The organism is Caballeronia sp. LZ043 (assembly GCF_031451075.1).
In the GTDB taxonomy this organism is placed as follows: domain Bacteria; phylum Pseudomonadota; class Gammaproteobacteria; order Burkholderiales; family Burkholderiaceae; genus Caballeronia.
The window spans coordinates 795147-819251 of the sequence record NZ_JARUXT010000001.1; the positions used below are offsets into that span (position 1 = coordinate 795147).

At 63.4% G+C, this 24105-nt stretch carries 21 protein-coding genes and 3 tRNA genes; 16 read left to right on the forward strand and 8 right to left on the reverse strand.

Annotated elements, in window-relative coordinates; genetic code table 11:
* Positions 1–209 precede the first annotated feature (209 nt).
* The 5 genes from QCE64_RS03445 (at position 210) to QCE64_RS03465 (ending at position 5158) form a co-directional block, all read left to right on the forward strand.
* Positions 210–1154 (forward strand): YicC/YloC family endoribonuclease, encoded by a 945-nt coding sequence (locus QCE64_RS03445; protein ID WP_309914477.1) that lies wholly within the window; start codon positions 210–212, stop codon positions 1152–1154.
* Positions 1155–1163: 9 nt separating this feature from the next.
* Positions 1164–1841: a guanylate kinase gene (gmk, locus tag QCE64_RS03450; RefSeq protein ID WP_309914479.1), complete on the forward strand. Its 678-nt coding sequence runs from the start codon at positions 1164–1166 to the stop codon at positions 1839–1841.
* A gap of 69 nt (positions 1842–1910) precedes the next feature.
* Positions 1911–2114, forward strand: a complete 204-nt coding sequence (rpoZ, locus tag QCE64_RS03455; RefSeq protein WP_050456014.1) for a DNA-directed RNA polymerase subunit omega — start codon at positions 1911–1913, stop codon at positions 2112–2114.
* Between the two features lie 98 nt (positions 2115–2212).
* Entirely contained in the window at positions 2213–4606 is a 2394-nt protein-coding gene (locus tag QCE64_RS03460; protein ID WP_309914483.1) for a bifunctional (p)ppGpp synthetase/guanosine-3',5'-bis(diphosphate) 3'-pyrophosphohydrolase, read from the forward strand.
* Positions 4607–4666: 60 nt separating this feature from the next.
* Positions 4667–5158 carry a phage protein NinX family protein gene (locus QCE64_RS03465; RefSeq protein ID WP_309914486.1) on the forward strand — a complete coding sequence of 164 codons (492 nt, stop codon included), beginning with the start codon at positions 4667–4669 and terminating at the stop codon, positions 5156–5158.
* Between the two features lie 83 nt (positions 5159–5241).
* On the opposite strand, the gene QCE64_RS03470 is transcribed toward QCE64_RS03465, so the two are convergent.
* Together QCE64_RS03470 and QCE64_RS03475 are read right to left on the reverse strand one after the other, a co-directional pair.
* Positions 5242–5318 (reverse strand) — tRNA-Arg (locus tag QCE64_RS03470).
* 105 nt (positions 5319–5423) lie between these two features.
* Positions 5424–5500: transfer RNA gene (locus QCE64_RS03475), tRNA-Arg, on the reverse strand.
* Positions 5501–5651: 151 nt separating this feature from the next.
* Here QCE64_RS03475 and greB point away from each other — a divergent pair.
* On the forward strand, positions 5652–6203 hold the full coding sequence (gene greB, locus QCE64_RS03480; protein WP_309914489.1) for a transcription elongation factor GreB: 552 nt from the start codon (positions 5652–5654) through the stop codon (positions 6201–6203).
* Positions 6204–6303: 100 nt separating this feature from the next.
* On the opposite strand, the gene QCE64_RS03485 is transcribed toward greB, so the two are convergent.
* Positions 6304–7461 (reverse strand): porin, encoded by a 1158-nt coding sequence (locus QCE64_RS03485; protein ID WP_309914492.1) that lies wholly within the window; start codon positions 7459–7461, stop codon positions 6304–6306.
* A gap of 444 nt (positions 7462–7905) precedes the next feature.
* Between QCE64_RS03485 and QCE64_RS03490 the strand changes: the two genes are divergently transcribed.
* Entirely contained in the window at positions 7906–8244 is a 339-nt protein-coding gene (locus QCE64_RS03490; protein ID WP_310002669.1) for a hypothetical protein, read from the forward strand.
* A gap of 549 nt (positions 8245–8793) precedes the next feature.
* Entirely contained in the window at positions 8794–9936 is a 1143-nt protein-coding gene (locus QCE64_RS03495) for an exonuclease domain-containing protein (RefSeq protein WP_404987278.1), read from the forward strand.
* A gap of 19 nt (positions 9937–9955) precedes the next feature.
* Here the strand turns inward: QCE64_RS03495 and QCE64_RS03500 are convergent, their stop codons facing one another.
* The 5 genes from QCE64_RS03500 to pepN form a co-directional block, all read right to left on the reverse strand.
* Positions 9956–10558 (reverse strand): chorismate mutase, encoded by a 603-nt coding sequence (locus QCE64_RS03500; RefSeq protein WP_310004137.1) that lies wholly within the window; start codon positions 10556–10558, stop codon positions 9956–9958.
* A 222-nt stretch (positions 10559–10780) separates the two neighbouring features.
* Positions 10781–10930 carry a hypothetical protein gene (locus QCE64_RS03505; protein ID WP_309914495.1) on the reverse strand — a complete coding sequence of 50 codons (150 nt, stop codon included), beginning with the start codon at positions 10928–10930 and terminating at the stop codon, positions 10781–10783.
* Positions 10931–11600: 670 nt separating this feature from the next.
* Positions 11601–11676: transfer RNA gene (locus QCE64_RS03510), tRNA-Thr, on the reverse strand.
* 53 nt (positions 11677–11729) lie between these two features.
* The gene (locus tag QCE64_RS03515) at positions 11730–12749 is read right to left on the reverse strand and encodes a class 1 fructose-bisphosphatase (RefSeq protein WP_309914498.1); all 1020 of its coding nucleotides are present in this window, start codon (positions 12747–12749) and stop codon (positions 11730–11732) included.
* Between the two features lie 186 nt (positions 12750–12935).
* Positions 12936–15659 (reverse strand): aminopeptidase N, encoded by a 2724-nt coding sequence (gene pepN / locus QCE64_RS03520; protein ID WP_310002671.1) that lies wholly within the window; start codon positions 15657–15659, stop codon positions 12936–12938.
* A 258-nt stretch (positions 15660–15917) separates the two neighbouring features.
* On the opposite strand from pepN, the gene QCE64_RS03525 reads away from it, so the two are divergent.
* The 8 genes from QCE64_RS03525 (at position 15918) to QCE64_RS03560 (ending at position 24079) form a co-directional block, all read left to right on the forward strand.
* The gene (locus tag QCE64_RS03525; protein WP_309914505.1) at positions 15918–16637 is read left to right on the forward strand and encodes a DUF4136 domain-containing protein; all 720 of its coding nucleotides are present in this window, start codon (positions 15918–15920) and stop codon (positions 16635–16637) included.
* Between the two features lie 206 nt (positions 16638–16843).
* Entirely contained in the window at positions 16844–17539 is a 696-nt protein-coding gene (locus QCE64_RS03530; protein ID WP_310002674.1) for a CDP-alcohol phosphatidyltransferase family protein, read from the forward strand.
* Positions 17536–18339 (forward strand): 2OG-Fe(II) oxygenase, encoded by an 804-nt coding sequence (locus tag QCE64_RS03535; RefSeq protein ID WP_309914511.1) that lies wholly within the window; start codon positions 17536–17538, stop codon positions 18337–18339. Before QCE64_RS03530 ends, QCE64_RS03535 begins: the two co-directional genes overlap by 4 nt.
* The gene (locus tag QCE64_RS03540) at positions 18336–19352 is read left to right on the forward strand and encodes a flippase-like domain-containing protein (RefSeq protein WP_309914514.1); all 1017 of its coding nucleotides are present in this window, start codon (positions 18336–18338) and stop codon (positions 19350–19352) included. The genes QCE64_RS03535 and QCE64_RS03540 overlap by 4 nt, the downstream gene beginning before the upstream one ends.
* 24 nt (positions 19353–19376) lie before the next feature.
* Complete coding sequence (locus QCE64_RS03545) at positions 19377–20153, forward strand: phosphocholine cytidylyltransferase family protein (protein WP_309807604.1); 777 nt, start codon at positions 19377–19379, stop codon at positions 20151–20153.
* On the forward strand, positions 20150–21856 hold the full coding sequence (gene aepX / locus QCE64_RS03550) for a phosphoenolpyruvate mutase (protein ID WP_309914519.1): 1707 nt from the start codon (positions 20150–20152) through the stop codon (positions 21854–21856). Before QCE64_RS03545 ends, aepX begins: the two co-directional genes overlap by 4 nt.
* Complete coding sequence (gene aepY / locus QCE64_RS03555; RefSeq protein WP_310002677.1) at positions 21849–23015, forward strand: phosphonopyruvate decarboxylase; 1167 nt, start codon at positions 21849–21851, stop codon at positions 23013–23015. Before aepX ends, aepY begins: the two co-directional genes overlap by 8 nt.
* Complete coding sequence (locus tag QCE64_RS03560; protein WP_309929481.1) at positions 23015–24079, forward strand: 2-aminoethylphosphonate aminotransferase; 1065 nt, start codon at positions 23015–23017, stop codon at positions 24077–24079. The genes aepY and QCE64_RS03560 overlap by 1 nt, the downstream gene beginning before the upstream one ends.
* Positions 24080–24105: the final 26 nt, after the last annotated feature.

Consider the following 24105-nt stretch of genomic DNA (forward strand, 5'->3'; position numbering starts at 1 on the left):
GGCTGGATTTTATCGCCAAACCCCGCAGGGCGTCGGGCGGGCCCGGTCCGGCCGACCCTTGGTATCGGCGGTCCGCATGGCAAAAATGGGATAATGCCGGTTCCTCGCCCGGCGGTCACACACGCGCCACTCCAAGGGGCTTTCGAAAGCGCCGGGCGCTTCGTATCGAAACGGCCTTCGCAACGAAGGTCTCAATCGCGAGACGTACCATGATCTACAGCATGACTGGCTATGCCAGCGCGACGCGCGAAGTCGTCGCGGATGGCGCGGGACCCAATGGCGCGGGCGGTTCGGGCGTCGGGGTTTCGGTGGAACTGCGCACGGTGAATTCGCGCTTTCTCGACCTCAATTTCCGCATGCCTGAAGACGTGCGCGCCACCGAGCCGCAATTGCGCGAAATGCTGATGAACAAGCTCTCGCGCGGCAAGGTCGATATCCGCATCAACCTGAATCGTGTCGAACAGACGGCCAATGCCGGCGCGCTCAACCGCGACGCGCTCAGCCAGCTCGCCACGCTCGAGCGCGCCGTGCTCGACATCTTCCCCGGCGCCGAGCGCATGCGCACCGGCGAAATCCTGCGCTGGCCCGGCGTGCTCGCGGAAAGCTCGGTGTCGCAGGACACGCTGCGCGAAGCCGTGCTCGCGTGCGGCAGGCAGGCCATCGCCGATCTCATCGAAGTGCGCGGCCGCGAAGGCGCCGCGCTCGGCAACGTGCTGCTCAACAGCGTGACGGAGATGGAGGCCATCGTCGCGCGCATCACGCCGCTCGTGCCCGAACTGATCGCGCGGCATCAGCACAAGATCGTCGAGCGCCTGCAGGATGCGCTCGGCATCGCCACCGCCGACGGCGCCTCCGCCGCCAGCGTGCCGCGCGAGGAAGTCGCCGAACGCATCCGCCAGGAAGTGACCATCTATGGCATCCGCATCGACATCGCCGAGGAATTGCAGCGTCTCAGCGCGCATCTGACCGAGACGCGCCATGTGCTGCAAAAGGGCGGCAAGGTCGGCAAGCGTCTCGACTTCATGATGCAGGAACTCAACCGCGAAGCGAACACGCTCGGCTCGAAGGCCGCCGCGAAGGAACTCGCCGACGCCTCGATGACGCTCAAGCTGCTCATCGAACAAATGCGCGAGCAAGTACAGAATCTGGAGTAACGCACCATCATGTCGAACCCCACACCGCATCGCTCGCACAGCCACTACACCGGCATCTATCCCGGCAACCTGTTCATGGTCGTCGCGCCGTCGGGCGCCGGCAAGTCCACGCTCGTGAACGCGCTGCTCGCCGAAGATCCGGCCATCCTGCTGTCGGTTTCCTACACGACGCGTGAAGCGCGTTCGAAGGAAACCAACGGCGTGCAGTATCACTTCGTGTCCGTCGATGAGTTCATGGAGCGGCGCGAGCGCGGCGAGTTTCTCGAAAGCGCAGAAGTGCATGGCAACTACTACGCCACGTCCAAGCTGTGGATTGCCGACCAGATGAAGATGGGCCACGACGTGCTGCTCGAGATCGACTGGCAGGGCGCGCAGCAGGTGAAGAAGCAGTTCCGCAATGCGGTGGAGATTTTCATCCTGCCGCCGTCGCTGGATGCGCTCGAAGACCGCCTCAAGAAACGCGGCCAGGATTCCGACAAGGTGATCGTGCGCCGTCTGCTTGCAGCCGGCAGCGAGATGGCGCATGCATCGGAAGCGGAGTACGTGGTCATCAACGAGAATTTCGATCGCGCGCTCACCGAGTTGCGCTGCCTCGTCGCCGCGACGCGCCTGCGCTTCACGTCGCAATACGCCCGCAATACGCAGCTCTTCGTGGATCTCGGCATCCACTCCACGCCGCAATCATGAGCACCGCGGTGGCCGGGTCATATCGGTCACATAAGGTAGAATAAAGTTCATATCGAGAAGGAAACCAACATGGCCCGCATCACTGTCGAAGACTGCCTGAAACAAATCCCTAACCGCTTCGAGCTCGCACTCGCTGCAACCTATCGCGCTCGCCAGCTGGCGCAAGGCCATACGCCGAAGATCGAAAGCCGCGACAAGCCCACCGTCGTCGCACTGCGTGAAATCGCATCGGGGCAAGTGGGCATCGAAATGCTGAAGAAGGTGCCCGTCTGAGGGCTTGAATCAAGCAGGGAACCGGCGCCGGTTCCCTGATCCGTTTGTAGGCTGCAACCTGCAACCCGCCGCATCACATCACCACGGAGGAGGCGATCATGAGTCAGACACCGTTGCCCGTCTCCGCCGCCGTGGATCCCGATCTCGACACCGACGCCGACTCCTTGCTCGACGCCGACAAGCCGCACGCGGCGCGCAAGTACATCGACGCCGTTCTCGAACAGTCCTTCCGCCATCTGTTCGGTCCGACCGCCACGCCCGAGCAGCCGCGCAAGCATGACGTCGTTTCCATCGCGAAACTGACGAATGCGCTCTCCGGCTACATCACGGCCGAAGAGATCAAGGAAGTCAAGGCAGCTTTCCATTTCAGCGACGAAGCGCATCTCGGGCAGTATCGCCAGAGCGGCGAGCCGTACATCACGCATCCGGTGGCGGTCGCGGAAATCTGCGCGGGATGGAAGCTGGACGCGCAATCGATCATGGCGGCGCTGCTGCACGACGTGATCGAAGATCAGGGCGTGACCAAGACGGAAATTGCGGAGCGCTTCGGCGCGAAGGTCGCGGAACTGGTGGACGGCTTGTCCAAGCTGGACAAGATGGAATTCCGCAATCGCGAAGAGGCGCAGGCGGAGAACTTCCGCAAGATGCTGCTCGCGATGGCGCGCGACGTGCGCGTGATCCTCGTGAAGCTGGCCGACCGCCTGCACAACATGCGCACGCTGGGCGCGGTGCCGCCGGAGAAACGCCGGCGCGTGGCGCGCGAGACGCTGGACATCTACGCGCCGATTGCGCATCGGCTCGGTCTTAACAATACCTATCGCGAGCTGCAGGATCTCTCGTTCGCGAACTTCAATCCGACCCGTTACGCCACGCTCGAAAAAGCGGTGAAGGCGGCGCGCGGCAACCGGCGCGAAGTGGTCGGCAAGATTCTCGAAGCGGTGCAGCGCACCATCGCGGACGCCAAGATCAACGCGGAAGTCACCGGCCGCGAGAAGACGATCTACAGCATCTACAAGAAGATGCGCGACAAGCAGTTATCGTTCTCGCAGGTGCTCGACGTGTACGGCTTTCGCGTGGTCGTCGAGAGCGCGCTCGAATGCTATACGTGCATCGGCGCGCTGCATGCGCTCTACAAGCCGGTGCCGGGCAAGTTCAAGGACTACATCGCGATTCCGAAGGTCAACGGCTATCAGTCCTTGCATACCACGCTGGTCGGTCCGTTCGGCGCGCCCATCGAGTTCCAGATCCGCACGCGCAAGATGCACGAGATCGCCGAAGCCGGCGTCGCGGCGCACTGGCTGTACAAGAACGGCGGCGCCGACCTGAACGATGTGCAAAAGCGCGCGCATCAATGGCTCAAGTCGCTGCTGGACATCCAGAGCGAAGCGGGCGATTCGAGCGAATTCCTCGAACACGTCAAGATCGACCTGTTCCCGGACGCCGTCTACGTCTTCACGCCGAAGTCGCGCATCATGCCGCTGCCGCGCGGCGCCACCGCGCTCGACTTCGCGTATTCCATTCACAGCGACCTCGGCAATCAATGCGTCGCGGTGAAGATCAACAACGAGCTCCTGCCGCTGCGCACGGAGCTGAAGAGCGGCGATATCGTCGAGGTGATCACCGCGCCGTATTCGAAGCCGAATCCGGCGTGGCTCGGCTTCGTGCGCACCGGCAAGGCGCGCTCGGCCATTCGCCACTATCTGAAGACAATGCGCCTGAACGAGTCCGTCCAGCTGGGCGAGCGTCTCGTCGATCAAAGTCTCAAGGGTTACGGCCTCGCACTGTCCGACGTCACGCCGGAAGTCTGGGAAAAGCTCGTGCTCTGGACCGGGAACAAGACGCGTCAGGAAATCTTCGCGGATATCGGCCTCGGACGCCGTGTGGCCGCGGTGATGGCGAAGCGCATCGAGGTGCTGATGAACGGTCTGGATGACGACGAGCATCCGCATCGCGACCATCACAACACCAATACCGCGCCGCCGGTGGTCATCACGGGCACGGAAGGCATGTCGGTGCAGTTGTCGCCGTGCTGCCGCCCGATTCCCGGCGACGACATCATGGGCTATATCGGCATCGGCCTCGGCATGGCGATCCACACCACCGATTGCCGCGTCGCGCAGCGCATTCACCGGCGCGATCCGGGCCGCTGGATCGACGTGGCCTGGGCGCCGCAACCGGGCCGCCTGTTCGACGTCGCCGTGAAGGTGCTGGTGAAGAACACCAAGGGCGTATTCGCGCGCGTCGCGGCGGACATTACCTCGGCGGACGCGAACATCGTGCACATCGCGATGGACGAGGACGTGTCGCAGGAAGCCAAGCTGCTGCGCTTCGTGATCCAGGTCAGCGACCGCGTGCATCTGGCGAACGTGATGCGCCGCGTGAGAACCAATCACGACGTCATGCGGATCGCGCGCGAACGTCCGAGCGACGAACCGCATCATCGCAATCAGGACGGCGGCATGCGCATCGACCGGGAACGCGCGGACTACTGATCCCGGCGCGGGAACGCGGCGTGCATGCTCCGTCCTCCATCGACAGGAGAGAGCGCCGCAATGAACACATCCGATCTCGAAGGCGCCACGCTCGACTACTGGGTCGCGCGCGGGCTGCACGAATTCGTTCGGGAAATCCACTTTACCGATAGCGGCGAGACGCTTTCCATCCGCGGCAACGATCGCGGACGGCCGTGGGACGGGCGCTTCCTGCCGTCTACCTCGTGGGAAGCCGCCTCCGTCGTGCTGGAGCGCGCCTGCAGGCTCGAGATGCACGATCACGGCCGCGGCGAAGTGGTCTGCAGCGTGAGCTTCGGCAAGGACGGGGAGAGCGTGGAGGGGCGCGGAGTGTCGTTGCGCATCGCGTTGCTGCGCGCGTTCGTGCGGCAGGCATTCGGCGATACCGTGGAAGACGAATTCATGCGTCGGCCGCAATCGTTGATGGGGACGCGGGCGGAGGCGATCGGGGAATCGAGCGCGGTGGTGTCGGTGGAAGACGTGCCGGCGCCGGAGAAGCATATCGGCGATATCGGTTCGATTCCGCGCGTCTGATTGCACGATTGCACGGTCCCGATGCGGGCCGGTTCGAGCGACGAAAACAAAAAGGGCCTTCCGACTGGAAGGCCCTCCTAAAATGGCGCGGCTGGCAGGATTCGAACCCACGACCCCTTGGTTCGTAGCCAAGTACTCTATCCAACTGAGCTACAGCCGCACGCAAAACGGTACTGCTTCATGTGACGTCAATGCGCTTATGGTCAAGCGCGTGATGTTTTCCCTGATTGGCGCGACCGCCAATAACGAGAACATCAGAAAAAAGTGGCGCGGCTGGCAGGATTCGAACCCACGACCCCTTGGTTCGTAGCCAAGTACTCTATCCAACTGAGCTACAGCCGCACGCAGAAGCGGAATTATAGCCAAGCTAATCCGAAAATGGAAGGCTTTTAGGGCAAATTTCCGGTTTCCTTCGTAGGAGATGCATGTTCCGCATGGTAACTTGATGTTTTGAAAGCGTGTGTCATCTCGAAACTGGATCTGGATTCGCATCATGAACAAAGCATTTGTCAAAGAGTCGGACGACAGCGACGACGATCTCGAAACCGCACACCCGGATGTCCCGGCAGGCACGAAGAACTACATCACGCCGCAAGGACATCAGCGCCTGCGTGACGAGCTCCTGCAACTGCTCGACAACGAGCGTCCCGAGGTGGTCAAGCTGGTGTCGTGGGCGGCGTCGAACGGCGATCGTTCAGAGAACGGCGACTATATCTACGGCAAGCGGCGCCTGCGCGAGATCGACCGGCGCATCCGTTTCCTGACCAAACGGCTGGACGCAGCGGAAGTGGTGGACAGCAGCAAGCAGGAGAACGTCGACCAGGTGTTCTTCGGCGCGACCGTCGATTACGCCGGCGACGACGGCGAAGTGAAGACGGTGACGATTGCCGGCGTGGACGAGGTGGATCTCGAGCGCGGCTGGGTGAGTTGGATCTCGCCAATGGCGCGTGCGCTGCTGAAGGCGAAGATCGGCGACACGGTGGCGCTGCATACGCCCGCGGGCGTGCGACAGATCGATATTCTCGACGTGCGCTATCCGCGCTGAGGCGCGTGTGCCGTCCGGTTCAGGACCGCTTGCCTGAACCCAGAACGAAAAAAAGCCGCTCCGAAGAGCGGCTTTTCTACAGCAGTATTGCCGGTGACGCTTAGAAGCGGTGACGCACGCCAACCGTTGCCGAAACCTGGTTCGACGACGACGACATACCCACGCCGTTGATCGTCGCGCCGATGGGCAGGCCATCGTCGTCGGTCATGTGCTGGTATTCGCCTTGCAGGTACACGTCCGTACGCTTCGACAGTGCGTAGGCCGTTTGCAGGCTGAACTGATGGAACTTCGGCTTTTCGCCGGCGATACGGCTGTCCGTGTACGTGTACGCGCCTGCAACCGACAGAGCCGGCGTCAGGTTGTAACGGCCGTTGACTTCGTAGTTCGTGAAGCGAACGTGGCTGTCGCCGAGGTTGATGTTGCCTGCGTTCGTTGCGACGTTGTTCAGCGACGTTGCGTTGTCCAGCATCGTCTGCGTGAACACGAAGCCGACCGTTGCCGGGCCGAACGCGTAGTTGATGCCGCCGCCGAAGATGCGTTGACGGCCAGCCGTGAACGGCGAGTTGTCGCTGCCGACTGCGCCGGCGATGTTGTTCGTCGCCGAACCGACGTTGTTCAGTTGCATGTACGCGCCAGCAACGTTCAACGGACCGTAGTTGTACGATGCGCCGACGCTGTAAGCACGGTTATCCGAGAAACCGCCCGCTTCGTTCGAGAAGCCGTACATCGCGCCCAGCTTGAAGCCGGCGTAGTTCGCGCTCGTGTACTTGATCGAGTTGTTGACGCGGAACGTGTTGTCCAGGTTGTCGTTGTCGAACGGGTGGGCGAACTGCGTGCCGCCGTATTGCGTGCCGGTCAGTGCCAGCGGGCCGACGAAGTCGACGACGGAGTCATACTGACGGCCGAGCGTCACGGCGCCGAATTGCGTGCTTGACAGACCGACGAATGCCTGACGGCCGAACTCGCGACCACCTTGGCCGTTCGTGCCGTTCATGATGTTGAAGCCGTTTTCCAACGTGAAGATTGCCTTCAGGCCGCCGCCGAGGTCTTCAGCACCGCGCAGGCCCCAACGGCTGCCGTTGACCGAACCGCTCGTCGCCTTGAAGTTGCTGTGGCCCGTGCCGCCGGCCGTCGTCACATTGTTGTTCGTGTAGGTGATGCCGGCATCGATCAGGCCATACAGCGTGACGCTGCTTTGCGCATGGGCGGCAGTAGCAAAAACGCCCGTCAGGGCGGCGACCATGAGAGTCTTTTTCATCTTTGTAACTCCGAGAGCAGATTGGGCCCAGGACCCAGGCTTTGAGGAAACCTCGTACCGGCGCGCTGCGAGAGGGCGCGGCCAGAAGAGCTATGCATCGGCAGCCGACACATTTGTTTCCGGACCAGACGAAGTGTAAAGAACGGTGTCACATTGAGCATTGTTCGATTTCCGCAATAAACCATTCTCGCTCGCGCAATGATCGAAAATTCGCTTATTCCTGTTTATTTACAATGGTTTAAGGGCGAATGAAGTCGTAAGGACTAAGGTGTCAACCGATTAGCGTTGCGCATGAACGACACAAATTGACGCGCAAAAGCAACAAGTAATTCCCGGAATGAGATTGTTGAGAAATCTGAAAGAGAAGTTTGTGATTTATGCAGGTAATTTGTGCGGGGCGCATCGCTATACTGACTGCTCTGCTTTCCGAAGCAGACTTTTTCGTTGACGGAAAAAGATCTCCAAACTTTGTCGGCGCGACTTCCCAGTCGCGCTTTTTTTTTTGCGCCGGGTTTCGGTGAAGTGGTGACGCGAGGCGCCTTTGCGGAAGGCGCGGAGCCTTGCGTCGTATGGCTTGGCGGGTATCAAGGTTGGGCACATTCAGCATTGCCCACTGCAATCGAGACAAAATTCCCTGGCTGTTCTTTTAATCCGGTCAAAGCTTCCTGTCGACAAGTTGGTGAAAGCCGCTCGTTATCGATGCGCGTTTTTGTTGACGGCGGGCAAAAGGCAGATGAAATCCTCGCGGAGAATCCGGCAAGGATTATGGTCGGTTACTCTTGAAATGTCCTTAATTGATTTACTTGGATACGCTTAAAATTCTTTGGCATAGGTTAATACTGAATAATTGAATTGGGATAACCAATGCAACTTGCGAGTGACGGATAAGGCGCTGCTCAAAGGGTATTGCTTTAGTGCTTTGGTCTGATTGAAAACTGAGCGTCGCAAAAGCAATCGAATCACGCCAGCTTGGTTCCGCGTTACCTCGCTCAAGCCAGCCGTATGAGGGCCGGCCCCTGCCGGCAGGGGCGTGCGCGCTTCGGCTTCTCCGGGCTCCCGCAGCGCTGCTCCAGCTTGAAAATACACTCGCTTGATTTCGGGTTTGCCACTATTGCAAGTTTATTTATGGAATGCTGACAGATGCCCTTTTGAGTTCTACCGCAGTATTCATCACGCACCCATTGCGTTATGGCAAAGCGTAGCAAATGCTTAATTGTCGAATGCGATCCTTGCGTGGTCAGGGCCCGCCGAGCCCCTGCGTTAGAATGGGCAATTCATCCTTTACTGCGCGCCTGTCTATCTCGTCAGGCGCACCGCTTTCCGCCGTCCATGATGCACTTCGATTCATCCCGCTTCACGCTTCCGGCCGAACCCATCGTTTTCGTCGATCTCGAGACAACAGGCGGTACCTTCGGCGTCGACCGGATCACGGAGATCGGTATCGTCGAAGTCGGTCCGCAGGGCGTTTCGCAGTGGACGTCGCTGGTCAATCCGCAGCGCTCCATTCCCGCGTTCGTCCAGCAGCTGACCGGCATCAACGACGCCATGGTGCGAAACGCACCCACCTTCGACCAGCTCGCCACAAACCTGCTCGAACGGATGAGCGGGCGACTCTTCATCGCCCACAACGCCCATTTCGATCACGGTTTCCTCAAAGGCGAGTTCAAGCGCGTCGGGCTTCGGTTCGTGCCGGACGTGCTCTGCACGGTACAGCTCTCGCGGGCGGTGTACCCGTCGGAAACCCGTCACGGTCTCGACGCACTTGTGCAACGCCATGCGCTCGTGCCGTCGGCGCGCCATCGCGCACTCGCCGACGCCGATCTGCTCTGGCAGTTCTGGCAACACCTGCATCGTGCGCACGCGCCGGAGGTCATGCAGGCACATCTCGAACGGGTGACGCGCCGCTTCCAGCTTGCGGCGCATATCGACGAGGACACGATCGAGCGCATTCCCGCCGGCTGCGGCGCCTATGTGTTTCATGGCGATGACGACGCACCGCTGTACGTCGGCCGAAGCGTACGGTTGCGGCAACGCGTGCGCTCGCATCTGGTCGGACCGAAGCGCTCGGCGAAGGACTTGCGGCTGGCGTCGCTCGTGCGCCGTGTCGAATACCAGGCGACGGGCGGCGAAATTGGCGCAATGCTTGCCGAAGCGCAGTTGATTGCGGCTTTGCGGCCGGCCTACAACCGGGTGCCAAAGCCGCGTTCCGGCGAAGCGCGCGGCGCACCCTGGCCGTATGCGGGCGCGATTGCCGTCGAGGAGCGCGACGCCGAGTCGGGACGACGCGTATGGCACGTCGTGAATCAATGGCAATACCTTGGCTCGGCTGACTCGCTGGACGGGGCGGCTGCGCTGTCGGCGGGTGTCACGGCGCCTGGCTTCGAATTGACGACTTACCGGATCCTGAGCGAACGCCTCGCACGCGGCCTGCCCGTGACGCCGCTCGACATCCGTCCGCTCGCCGCCGCGTTCTAGTCTTCAGTCGACCCGGCGGTCAACCCACCGCGCCCAGCCCGCCGCTTGCGCAGACATGCGACAGCGCGCGCTCGAGCGGCGCATCCATCGCGGCGTCGTAGCGCGTCAGATGCTTCCATCGCGCGACGCTCTCCGCGAGCCGAACAGGGCAATCGTCCGTGTGCCGAAGCGGTTCGATGTGCGCAAGCGCCGCAATCAGCGAGCGCGTGAGCTGATCGAGTTTCGGGCGCGTGTCCTTCGCGAGATCCGGCGGCGTGCCTTCCGGCGCGGCCTTCAGCTTGCGCCAGTTGGCGAACAGGGCGTTCTGGACGTCCTTGCTCGCCTCGATCTGATCGCGAAAGAAGGCGCGCGCGAATTCAGGATCGACTTGCGTGGCGCGCGCTTTCTCTTCGACTTGCTTGAGCAGCGCTTCCTCGCGCGGCGCGTCGGTGATCGCATCGTGATGTGCCCACTTCCAGCGCGCGACCGGTTCCGCCAGCGCGAGACGCTGCGAAACCAGCGCGATGACATTGGTGAAGGCGGATTCATCGCCATCGGCGTGGGCGGATCCGGGTGCGGCAAGCGCAAGCGCGTAAGCGAAAGCGGCGGGAACGAGCAGGGAGAGGGTCGGGCGACGGCGCATCGGCATGAACGAGCAAAAGCGCCAGAATAACGTACCGCCGGCCGGGATCAACAGAGAGGAAGAGGAGAAGCGTCCTGAAAGGCGAGCCGGCATGTGCGGCTCGCCCAAACATCAGCGACGTGGGGGAACCTCACGCGAGCCGCATCCGGACGCGAACGCCCGCCTGCACCGCGCGCGGCGGTCTGTCATTCCCACGACGACTGCGTGATCCAGTGCATCTGCCTATTTCGACTGCGCAGCGTTACGCTGTTCGTCGAAGAAAGCCCTGACGTGCTCAGGCAATTCGGTCGCGAGAAATTCGACGGCCACCGGATCCTGATCCGGACAAAACACCGTGTCGGGCGTCGGGATTTTCGTCGGTTTTGCGTCCATGATCTCTCTCCTCTATGACTACACTCAAATGCGCCAACCTGATTGATGCGGCTGTTGCGCCGCCGCACACAAGCAGCAGTTCAAACTCGAAATCCTCTCAAAATGCGTTATCGGATGGCTGCCGATTCAACTTGAATCCAATCGATACGGCTGAAGCACAACGCATGATCGTTCGTGTTGCAAAGGGCAATGTACCGGTAATGCATACTCGCCCTTAACATCCGGTGTCGCAAAAACTGCTTTTTTCGGGATTCGTGCGAATCGGCCGTCAGCCGCATGGCGCCTTGCTTGCCGATCCTGCCCGCGTAACTCATGTCCAACTGTAGCGTTTCCTCTATGGATATAACGATACCGGGAAACCTGCGTTGACGCTCGATGGTGCAGAGCGGAAAATAGCGTGTTGTTGTACGAAGCCGCACATAAAAAGCGAATCAGACGCGCACTCGGACTGAACGTGAAATCGCAAAGGAAGATTCAGCGAAAGACGCGCACGGGCTGAAGTCGGTCAAGAGCACTCGCGAACAACTTCAGGCAATCGTGGCATAGACGTGCTGCACTTGCATCCACCCACCTGTGGGGGTGAAAAGGTGTGGAGATGCAGAAACACCGGATAAAGCAAAAAACCCGCGTCACTTGCGTGAACGCGGGTTTTTGTACTGCTGAATCTTTTTGGTGCCGGAAAGAGGAATCGAACCCCCGACCTTCGCATTACGAATGCGCTGCTCTACCGTCTGAGCTATTCCGGCATCAGAGAAACAAGATTATAGCGACCGTTTTCTCGATTTGGCAATAGCTCGAATCAAATTTTCTTTTCGTGATGGTAGCGGGTGACGCGATCCACTTCGCCCTTCGAACCGAGGAACACCGCGACACGCTGATGCAGGCTCGTCGGGACGATATCGAGAATGCGCTGTTCGCCGTTGGTCGCCGCGCCGCCGGCCTGCTCGACAATGAACGCCATCGGATTGGCTTCGTACATCAGGCGCAGCTTGCCGGGCTTGGACGGGTCGCGCTTGTCGGCGGGGTACATGAAGATGCCGCCGCGGCTCAGGATGCGATGCACGTCCGCGACCATCGAGGCGATCCAGCGCATGTTGAAATCTTCCTTGCGCGCGCCTTCCTTGCCCTCGGTCAGTTCGCCGACATAGCGCTGCACCGGCTCATACCAATGCCGGCTGTTCGACGCATTGATCGCATACTCGCGCGTCTCGACCGGAATCGTCATGTCGCGCTGCGTGAGTACCCACGAACCGAGTTCGCGATCGAGCGTGAAGCAGTTTACGCCATGGCCGGTGGTCAGCACGAGCACGGTTTGCGGACCGTACACCGCATAGCCGGCCGCCACCTGTTGCGAGCCCGGCTGCATGAACGCCTGTTCGCTCGGTTCCACGCCGTCCGGGCAGCGCAGCACCGAAAAGATCGTGCCGATCGACACGTTCACGTCGATGTTGGACGAGCCGTCGAGCGGATCGAAGGTCAGCAGATAGTTGCCCTTCGGATAGCGATTGGGGATCGGGAAGATCTTTTCCATTTCTTCCGATGCCATCGCGGCCAGATTGCCGCCCCATTCGTTGGCTTCGAGCAGGATTTCGTTCGACAGCACGTCGAGCTTCTTTTGCACTTCGCCCTGGACGTTCTCGCTGCCGGCGGAGCCGAGCGCTTCGCCGAGGGCGCCCTTGCTCACGTGATAGCCGATCTGCTTGCAGGCCCGCGCCACGACTTCGAGCAGCAGGCGCAGGTCGGCGGGCAGATTCTGGTGTTCGCGCTGCTGCTCGATCAGATACTTTGTGAGCGTGGTACGGCTGAAATTGGAGGACATGCGAGGCTCCGTGAGCGTTAGACGAATATTTGCGATTCTAACCGCTCGACCCCGTCCCACCGTATGACAACGCCGGTGGGCATCGGCCAGAAACAAGCAAGGCCGCCGCGCGCCAGGCGGCGCACGACGGCCTCCAGTCAGTCACCGCCCATCACCCAGCGGAAAAAAAACGTGCCGAAACAGCGCTCAAGCGGCGAGCGCCTTCTCCACGACCTCGCGCACATCGCGCGATTTCGCCTGCGCCGCCACTTCGCTCAGCGCGGCATGCATCTTCTCGCGCAATTGCGGCGTGAAGCGGCGCCACAATTCCAGCCCGCGCGCCAGACGCGCGGCGACCTGCGGATTGAGCGCGTCGAGGGCGATCACCTGTTCGGCCCAGAAGGCGTAGCCGGAGCCGTCGGCGGCATGGAACTGCGCCGGATTGCCGCTGCAGAAGCTGAAGATCAGCGAACGCGCGCGGTTCGGGTTCTTGAGCGTGAACGCCTGGTGCTGCATCAGCTTGCGCACGATCTCGATCACGTTGCGGTCCGGTCCGCCACGCTGCGTCGCCTGGAGCGCGAACCACTTGTCGATGACGAGCGCCTCCTTCTCGAAGCGGCGATAGAAGTCGGCCAGCGCGGCGTCGGCGGCAGTCGCGTCCGCGCCCTGCGTCGCGCTCGCGAGCAGCAGGGCGGCGAGGGCGGCGGAGCGGTCGGTCATGTTGTTGGCGCTGTCGTACTGCGCCTGTGCGAGGCGGACGGCGTCGGCGGGGTCGTCGAGCTGGCTCAGGTAGGCGAGGGCGAGGTTCCGGAGCCCGCGCTTGCCCGCGTCTTCCGGCACCGGACGATACTCGCCGGGCGTGCGGTTCGCTTCATACGTCGCGAGCCACTTGTCGCGCAGCTGCGTGGCCAGCCGCCGGCTCATGAAGACGCGCGCCGCGTGCACGGCGGCCGGATCCGACACCGCCATCTGTTCGGCCAGATAGCTTTCCGACGGCAGCATCAGCGCGAGTTCGCGGAAGGCCGGCGTGAGCGTCGTGTCGTCGAGCAGCTGGGCGAACGCTGCGATCACCGCATCGTCGATGGTCAGCGCCTCGCCCTGCGCCGCGCGCCCCGCGAGCGCCAGCAGTTCGCGCGTCGCGAGCCGCTGGCCGGCTTCCCAGCGGTTGAACGGATCGCTGTCATGCGCGAGCAGGAAGGCGAGTTCCTCGTTCGAATAGTCGTATTCCACGATCACCGGCGCCGAGAAATTGCGCAGCAACGACGGCAGCGGGGCCTCGTTCACATCGACGAACGTAAAGGACTGCTCGCGCTGGGTGAACTCGAGCACGCGCGTCGTGCCGTTCGGCTCCTTTTCGCCTTCCAGACGCAGCGGCAGATCGGCGCCGTTGCGGCCGATCAGGCCCACCGAGAACGGAATCAGCAGCGGACCCTTCTGGGTTTCGCGCGCGGCTTCGGACGCCTCGCCATAGCCTTGCTTGAGCGACAGCGTATAGCGCTTGCCGGCGGCATCGTAATGCGCGCGCACCGAGACGCGTGGCGTGCCCGCCTGGCTGTACCAGCGCTCGAACTGGGCGAGATCGCGATGATTCGCGTCGGCCAGCGCCTGGCGGAAGTCGTCGCAGGTCACGGCCTGGCCGTCGAAACGCTTGAAATACAGGTCCATGCCGCGGCGGAAGCCGTCGCGCCCGAACAGCGTCTGGTACATCCGCACGACTTCCGAGCCTTTTTCGTAGACGGTCATCGTGTAGAAGTTGTTGATCTCGACGTAGCTCTCCGGACGCACCGGGTGGGCCATCGGGCCCGCGTCCTCGGCGAACTGCATCTGGCGCAGCACGCGCACGTCCTCTATACGCTTGGTCGCGCGCGCCGCGGCGCTGGCCGCGCCGTCGGCGTCGCCGGCGGCCATGTCGGCGGAGAATTCCTGGTCGCGGAACACCGTCAGGCCTTCCTTCAGGCTCAACTGGAACCAGTCGCGGCAGGTCACGCGGTTGCCCGTCCAGTTGTGGAAGTATTCATGGCCGACGACGGCCTCGATGTTCGAGAAGTCGGTGTCGGTGGCGGTTTCCGGGTTGGCCAGCACGTACTTCGTGTTGAAGATGTTGAGGCCTTTGTTCTCCATCGCGCCCATGTTGAAGTCGCTCACCGCGACGATCATGAAGCGGTCCAGATCCAGTTCCAGCCCGAAGCGCTTTTCGTCCCAGCGGATCGAGTGAATCAGCGAGTCCATCGCGTGGCGGGTCTTGTCGAGATCCTGCGGTTCGACCCAGACCTGCAGCAACTTGTCCTTCCCGGAACCCGACTGGATGCGCTCCTCGATGCACACCAGCTTGCCGGCCACCAGCGCGAACAGGTAGCTTGGTTTCTTGAACGGATCTTCCCATTGCGCGAAATGGCGGCCATCCGGCAGATCGCCCTCGGCGATCAGGTTGCCGTTCGACAGCAGCACCGGATACGCGGTCTTGTCGGCGCGCAGCGTGACGGTGTAGGTGGCCATCACGTCCGGACGGTCGAGGAAGTAGGTGATGCGGCGAAAGCCCTCGGCTTCGCACTGCGTGAAGAAGTTGCCGCTGGAGACATAAAGTCCGGAGAGCGTCGTGTTCTCAGCCGGATTGCAGATGCTCTCGATGCCAAGCTCGAAAGCATCGGACGGCAGACCGCCGAGCGACAGCCCCGCCTCGTGAACGCGGGCATCCGAATGCGCCGCGCCGTTGACCGTCGCGCTGACGAATTCCAGTTGCTCGCCCATGAGTTCGAGCCGCGCGCCAGGTCCGGCGGCGGCTGCGTCAGGATTGCGACGCAGCTTCATCGTGTTCCTGACCACGGTGTGCGACGGCGCGAGATCGAACTCGAGCGCGACGGATTCGATCAGGAAGGCGGGTGGCGTATAGTCCTCGCGGCGGATCACTGCGGAAGCGGTCGTGGTAGACATGGCAGGGTCTTCATGTTTGGATTGAACGGCGGCGCCGGCGTCCCGAGTGCGAACGCTATGCGAACGCAGAACGCGGAACGCACGAAGGTCGAACGCACCAACGCGCGCGCGGCTGGTCGAACCATTGTACAAGCCGCCCGAGGATCGTGAACCGGGCGGCATGACGCGTCGCAAACCCCCACAAAACAAGGAGGCTTCCGGGCTGCCCGGAGGCTGTAAATAAACTGGAACGGGTGCTGGAACCCAGTGAGGACGACCATGAACGCGTTTTTCAGATGGACGCTGATACTCGCGGCAACCTGGCTCGCGGGCTGCACGACCTACGTGCAGACCCAGGTGACCGCCTTCTCCGACTGGAGCGGCAACGACACGACCCGCACCTACGCTTTCGCCCGCAAGGACGAGCAGCGCAACAGCATCGAACAGACGACGTACGAGACGCTCGTTGCGATGGAGCTCTCCAAGTACAACTTCCGCCAGGTGCCCGAGGCGAGTGCGAACTATCAGGTGGCGATTGCCTACTCGGTCCGCGGCGACACGATGACCGTGCGCCAGCCGGTCTTCTACGATCCGTGGATGTACGGCGGCCCGTGGGGCGGTCCATGGGGTGGCCCGTGGGGCGGCTGGGGGCCGGGCTGGGGCGGCTATGGCCCGTGGGGTCCGACGGGCTATGTCGATCAGACCTATCCGGTGTACATCCACGCGCTGCAGATCCGCATGACCGACCGGCAGACTGGCCGCGAAGCCTACAAGGTCACGGCCGTCAACTCGACGGGCGACCCCTCGCTCTACCAGGCCATGCCTTATCTCGTGCGCAGCGCACTCGCCGATTTCCCGCTCGGCAACGGCACGGTGCGTACCGTCACGCTGCCGATGGGCAAGGACGGCATGCCGAACGAGACGGCGTCCTCGACGAGTTCGAACGAGCGCACGGTCGCGCCGCCTGCGCCCGCGCCGGCGCAGAAGACGGTCGAATGATCGCGGGTCCGAAGCAGCAGCCCGGCTGCACGGGCTGCTTTTCTGGAGCCGGAAAATTTTGCCGCATGCAACAATGCCCGGCATTGTCGAAAGTGAAAGTCGAACTTTCAGAATCGCCCGCTGGCCTTGACTAAACAGGGAGTTATCGCCGGAAACGACCCCCCGCAATATATGCAGGTTCGCCGAATTAGCGATATATTCCCGGGATGACAAAATCGTGTCCGCCCAATCCCAAAGCCGTTCCTGAGCCCGCCACCTGGGACGCACGGCTTGCCCGACGCCTCGTCACGCCGCTCGTCGGCACACCTGTCACGCCCAACCATCTGACCACGCTGCGCCTCGCGATCGGCCTGGCCGGTGCCTGGTATCTGTCGCTCGGCGAGTTCTGGTTGTGTTCGCTCGGCGCCGCGCTGATCGCGCTGTCGAATCTCGTCGATCACACCGACGGCGAACTCGCCCGCATCAGCGGACAGTCGAGCAAGATCGGCCACCTGTACGACCTCGCGTGCGACGCGCTCGTCACCGTGCTGCTGTTTCTCGGCATCGGCTTCTATGTGGCCGTGCATCATCCGTCCATGCTCGTGCCGGCCCAGTGGCTCGGCGGCCTCGCGGGCGTGGCCGTCGCGCTGATCTTCTATCTGCGCATGCGGATCGAGTCGATGATCGGCAAGGCCGGCACCAAACAGGCCTCCATGGCCGGCTTCGAGACCGAAGACGTGCTTTATCTGCTGCCCGTCATCACCCTTCTGAATGGCATGACGCCTTTCCTGATTGCCGCGGCCATCGGCGCGCCGCTGTTTGCCGTGTATGTGGCGGTGGACTATCAGCGCGTCGCCGTGAAACAGCGGCGCGCGCAGGCGTCGCCCGCCAAGGACGGCAACGACTTCCAGGCGGTGAGATGAGCGCAACGGCTTTTCCGGACAACACGGCGGCGCAGCCCGCCGCGGCGGCGACGGTGTCGCGGCGCGACATCGACGCGACGATGAAAACGCGCCTCGCCGCGCTGCCCACGCCTGCGCTGCGCGACGAGTATGGCCAGCAAGGGTCGTTTCTGTACATCGAAGACTTCCTGCCGCGCGACTTCACCGAGCGTCTGATTGCCGCCGTGCATGCGGTGACGCCGGCCGTGAACCGCAACTACCTGCCGGGGCACAAGGCGGGCGGCAGCGTGAGCCGCCATACGCTGGACCAGCTCGCGCCGTTCATCGCGGAGCTGTATCGCTCGGAAGCGCTGATCGGGTGGCTGGAGTCGATCACCGGCGACAAGCTGCAAGTCTCGCCGCCCGACGACGCCCACGCCTACGCGCTGTATTTCTACACGCGTCCGGGCGATCACATCGGCTGGCATTACGACACGTCGTATTACGAAGGCCGGCGCTACACCTTGCTGCTCGGCGTGATCGACGACTCCACCTGCGCGCTCGAATACGAACTGCACACGAAAACGCCCGGCGTGCCGGACCAGCCGGGTGCGGTGCGCTATCCGCCGGGCGCGTTCGTGTTCTTCGACGGCGACAAGCTGCGCCACCGCGTCACGCCGCTCGGCGAGAACCAGATGCGCGTGTCGCTGACTTTCGAATACGTGACGAACCCGTCGATGCGGCCGTTCCAGCGCTTCATATCGAACATGAAGGATTCGATCGCGTACTTCGGATTCCGCCAGGTCTTCCGCCGCAAGGGCGGCAAGAACGGATCCGCATGAGTCGCGCCGGTACCTTCCTGCTGTCGGCCGGCGTGGTGTTGTTCATCGCGCTGCTCGGCTGGCAAGGCTTCGGTTCCGTGGCGGCGACGCTCGCCGCGGCCGGTTGGGGCCTGGTGGCCGTGGCCGCGTTTCACTTCATTCCGTTGTTCATCGACGCAGGCGCGATCAGCGTGCTGTTCCCGGCGCACGAGCGCAGCGTGGCGCTGCGTGAAGCGCTGCTGGCGCGCTGGGCCGGCGAATCGGTCAACAGCCTGATGCCGGCGGGCCAGATCGGCGGCCCGATGCTGATGGTCCGCTACCTCGCACAGCGCGGCATGCGCGCGCGCGACGCCGCCGCCGTCATCACCGTCAGCACGACCATGCAGACGGTCGCGCAACTGCTGTTCGCGCTGGTCGGCGTCGTGCTGCTGACCGGCTATGCGACGGGCGGATCGTCGTCGAGCGTGACGATTGCCGTGCTCGCGGTCATCGGCGTGATCGGCCTGATGATCTTCGGCTTCTATCTGGCGCAGCGGCGCGGGCTGTTCGGCCGCGCGATGCGCTTCGCCTCCGGCATCGCCGCGAAGTTCTCCGCCAAGCGCGACTGGTCGTCGCTCGTCACGCGCGCCGAAGCTGTCGATGCCGCCGTCCACGAGCTCTATCGCGAGCGCCGCAAGGTGGCGTCGAGCTTCGGGCTGAGCCTGCTCGGCTGGTTCGCCGGCACGGGCGAAGTGTGGTTCGCGCTGCATTTGCTCGGCCATCCGGTCGGCTGGGCCGAGGCGCTGATGCTCGAAAGTCTCGGCCAGGCGATCCGCGGCGCGGCCTTCGCCATTCCTGGTTCGCTCGGCGTGCAGGAGGGCGGCTATCTGCTGCTCGCGCGCCTGGTCGGCCTGCCGCCCGAGGCGGCGCTCGCGCTGTCGCTCGTCAAGCGCGCGCGGGAGTTGCTGCTCGGCGTGCCGGGCATCGTCTACTTGCATTTCGTTGAAAAAGGCTGGCAGCGCCGCCGACTCGCGCGCGTGCCGGATATCGACTGAACACCCTCGAAGGGAACAACAACCATGCGCGCAATTATTCTTGCGGCCGGGATGGGTCTGCGCCTCGTGCAGCCCGAAGGCCAGCAGAAGCCCAAGTGCTTGCTGCGTTTCGGCGACGCCTCGCTGCTCGAACGCCATCTGCATTTCCTGAAAGCCGCCGGCGTGACCGAAGTGGTCTTCGTGACCGGCTTCAAGAGCGAGCAGATCGAGGCGGAACTCGCGTCGATCGACTGGAAGCCGGCGAGCGAAGTCGTCGTCAACGATGAATTCACGCTCGGCAGCGTGCTGTCCGTGCATACCGCGCGCGAAGCCATGACGCGCGGCGGCGACGTCCTGCTGATGGACGCCGACGTGCTCTACGACGAGCGTATCTTCGCGCCGCTGGTGGCGGGCGCGAGCGTGAACCGCCTGCTGATCGACCGCGACTTCGAAGCCGGCGACGAGCCGGTGAAGCTGTGCGTCGAGAACGGCGTGCCGGTGGAATTGCGCAAGCAGGTGGCGGCGGGCTTGCAGTACGACACGATCGGCGAATCGGTCGGCTTCTTCCGCTTCGACCACGCGACGGCCACGCGCCTCGCCGAGATCTGCGCCGATTACGTCGCGACCGGCCGCGCGAAGCTGCCGCACGAGGAAGCGGTGCGCGACCTGCTGCTGGAACAGTCCCACGTGTTCGACATCGCCGACGTGACCGGCGCACCGTGGATCGAAATCGATTTTCAGAATGACGTGAAGCGCGCGGCCGACGAAGTCCTGCCGCAACTCAACGCGCTGCATCAGTTTGCCGGAGCCTCCCAACAATGAACGCACCTACCCAAATTCCCGTCGGCTATTCGCGCACGCTGCGCCTGCGCGAAATGCTGCAAAGCAACCGCCTCGAATTCCTGATGGAAGCGCACAACGGCATTTCGGCGCGCATCGCGAAGGAAGCCGGCTTCAAGGCGATCTGGGGCTCGGGCCTGTCGATCTCCGCGCAATTCGGCGTGCGCGACAACAACGAAGCGAGCTGGACCCAGGTGGTCGACAACCTCGAATTCATGGCGGACGCGAGCGATCTGCCCATCCTGCTCGACGGCGACACCGGCTACGGCAACTTCAATAACGTGCGGCGCCTGGTGAAGAAGCTGGAACAGCGCGGCATCGCGGGCGTGTGCATCGAGGACAAGCAGTTTCCGAAGACCAACAGCTTCATCAACGGCGAAGCGCAGCCGCTCGCCGACATCGATGAATTCTGCGGCAAGATCAAGGCTGGCAAGGATTCGCAAAGCGATCCGAACTTCTCGATCGTAGCGCGCGTGGAAGCGCTGATCGCGGGCTGGGGCATGGAAGAAGCGCTGAAGCGCGCCGAGGCATATCGCCAGGCGGGCGCGGATGCCATCCTGATCCACAGCAAGCTCTCGAAGCCGGACGAAATCCTCACGTTCGCGCGCGAATGGGCGGGACGCGGTCCGCTCGTCATCGTGCCGACGAAGTACTACAGCACGCCGACCGACGCGTTCCGCCAGGCTGGCATCAGCTGCGTGATCTGGGCGAACCATCTGATCCGCGGCGCCGTCTCGGCGATGCAGGCGATCGCGAAGGAAATCCACGACAGCGAGACGCTCGTCAACGTGGAAGACCGCATCGCGGCGGTCAATGAGATTTTCCGTTTGCAGGACGCGGACGAATACTCGGCTGCCGAGAACATCTACCTGAGCGCGGCGAACGAAAAGCGCAGCGCGGTGGTGCTGGCCGCAAGCCGCGGCGCAGGCCTCGAAGCGCTCACCGAAGAACGTCCCAAGGTAATGCTGCCGGTGGCGGGCAAACCGCTGCTGCGCCATCTGGTCGAAGCGTTCAAGAAGGAGCGCATCAACGACATCACCGTGGTGGGCGGTTATCGCGCCGACGCCATCGAGAAGGGCGGCGTGCGTCTGGTCGTCAACGAGCGGCATGCGTCGACGGGCGAACTCGCGTCGCTGGCGTGCGCCGCTGAGCACTTGAACGGCGACACCGTCATTTCCTACGGCGACCTGCTGTTCCGCAGCTACATCCTGCGCGATCTGGTGGAGTCGGACAGCGACTTCTGCGTGGTGGTCGATTCGTCGCAGGCGCCGCAGGCCGGTGAATCCGCCACGGACTTCGTGTATTGCTCGACCGGCGACGACCGCGCGCTGTTCGGCCAGAAGGTGTGGCTCGAAAGCGTGGTCGGCGCGGGGCAAAGCGCGCAGCCGGGCCGCGCGCCGCAAGGCCGCTGGATGGGTCTCATCAACGTGCGCGCGGGCGCACGTGAGCGCCTGCTCGCCGCGCTCGGCGAACTGCAGCAGCGTCCGGACTTCGATACCCTCGACATGGCCGCGCTGCTCAACGCGCTGCTGGCGGCGGGCCAGAAGATCGAAGTGCAATACGTGCACGGCCACTGGCGCGGCGTGAACGATCTCGACGACTTCCGCCGCGCGGGCGATTTCGCGCACGGCCAGACGCCGATCGGCACGGACGGTCTGGACAGCACGGAGCGCGCGCGTGATTGAGGCCGCCCAGTTCGTCGAGGCCGCGCGCGCACGCGGTTTCGACTGGTATGCGGGCGTGCCGTGCTCGTATCTCACGCCCTTCATCAACTACGTGCTGCAGGACGAGTCGCTGCATTACGTGTCGGCGGCGAACGAAGGCGATGCGGTCGCGCTGATCGCGGGTGTCGCGCTCGGCGGCGGCTCCGGTGAAACGAAGCGCCGCGGCATCGCGATGATGCAGAACTCCGGTCTCGGCAATGCGGTCAGCCCGCTGACGTCGCTCACCTGGACCTTCCGTCTGCCGCAGTTGCTGATCGTCACGTGGCGCGGCCAGCCCGGCGTGCACGACGAGCCGCAGCACGCGCTGATGGGCCCGATCACGCCGCAGATGCTCGACACCATGGAAATCCCATGGGAACTGTTCCCGACGGAAGCAGAGCAGATCGGCCCGGCGCTCGACCGCGCGACCGAGTACATGGACCGCACCGGCCGTCCCTATGCGCTCGTGATGCAGAAGGGCAGCGTCGCGCCTTATGAACTGAAGACGAGCGGCCTTTCAGGCCTGCGCGCCCATGACGCGCCGGCGCAGGTCGCGCGTTTCGCCGGCGAGCGCGTCACGCGCCACGCCGCGCTGCAACGGGTGATCGCGCATACGCCGAAGGACTCGACCGTCGTGCTGGCCTCGACCGGCTTCTGCGGCCGCGAACTCTACGCGATCGACGACCGCGAGAACCAACTGTATCTGGTCGGCTCGATGGGCTGTGTCACGCCGATGGCGCTCGGTCTCGCGCTGTCGCGGCCAGACCTGACCGTCGTAGCCATCGACGGCGACGGCGCCGCGCTGATGCGCATGGGCGTCTTCGCGACGCTCGGCGCCTATGGACCGAAGAACCTCGTGCACCTGCTGCTCGACAACGGCGCGCACGAATCGACCGGTGGGCAGGCTACCGTGTCGCGCGGCGTCGATTTCGCGTCGGTCGCGTCGGCATGCGGCTATGCGCTCGCGCTCGACGGCGACGACATCGGCGTGATCGACCGCCTGTTCGACGCGCAGAATATAGACGGCGCCCGCTTCGCGCGCCTGTCGATCACCACCGGAACGCCCGCCGACCTGCCGCGTCCGAAGGTCACGCCCGAGGACGTGCGCGCCCGCTTGCAACACCACATTGGAGGCCGTTGATGCTTTTGCTGAACCCGGGTCCTGTCACGCTGAGCGAACGCGTGCGCAAGAGCCTGCTGCAAACCGACCTGTGCCATCGCGAGCCGGAATTCTTCGATCTGCAGGATGAGGCGCGCCGCCGTCTCGTCGCTGCCTACGAACTGGATCCGGCCGTATGGAGCGCCGTGCTGATGACGGGCTCGGGCACCGCGGCCGTCGAAAGCATGATCGCGGGGCTCGTGCCGGAAGGCGGGCGTCTGCTGATCGTGGAGAACGGCGTCTACGGCGAGCGCATCGCGCAGATCGCGCAGCAATACGGCATCGAGCATGAAGTCGTGAAGCACGAGTGGATGCAGGCGCCGGACATCGACGCGATCATCCGCCTGCTCGACAGCAAGACCTTCACGAATCTCGCCATCATCCATCACGAGACCACGACCGGCCGTCTCAACGCGCTCGACCAGTTGTCGCGCGCATGTGCCGAGCGCGGTGTCGGCCTGTTGCTGGATGCGGTGAGCAGCTTCGGCGCCGAGGCGATCGATTTCGACGGCGGCGGCATCGCCGCGATCGCCGCGACGGCCAACAAGTGCCTGCACGGCGTGCCGGGCGCGGCGTTCGTCATCGCGCGCCGGACCGCGCTGGCGCAGGCCGCGAGCCGCACGTACTACCTCGGCATCGCGCGGCTCGCCAAGCTCCAGGATCAGCGCAACACGCCGTTCACGCCGTCGGTTCACGCGTACTACGCGTTGGTCGAGGCGCTGCGCGAGTTCGAGGAAGAGGGCGGCTGGCGCGCGCGGCATCAGCGTTACGCGAGGCTCGCGGAGCAGGTGCGCGCGGGGCTGGCGGCGCTCGGCATCGAGAGCGCGCTGGCGCCGGAAGAGTCGTCGGTGGTGTTGCGGGCGTATCGGCTGCCGCAGGGCGTCACGTACGAAACGCTGCACGACGCGCTGAAGGCCAAGGGTTTCGTGATCTATGCGGGGCAGGGCGGTTTGTCGAAGGAGCTGTTCCGCATCTCGACCATGGGCGCGCTCGATACGGCCGACATGGACCGGCTGATCTCGTCGTTCGTGGAACTGTTGCGCTGAGCGCTGCGTTCCCGGCGATTATTGCT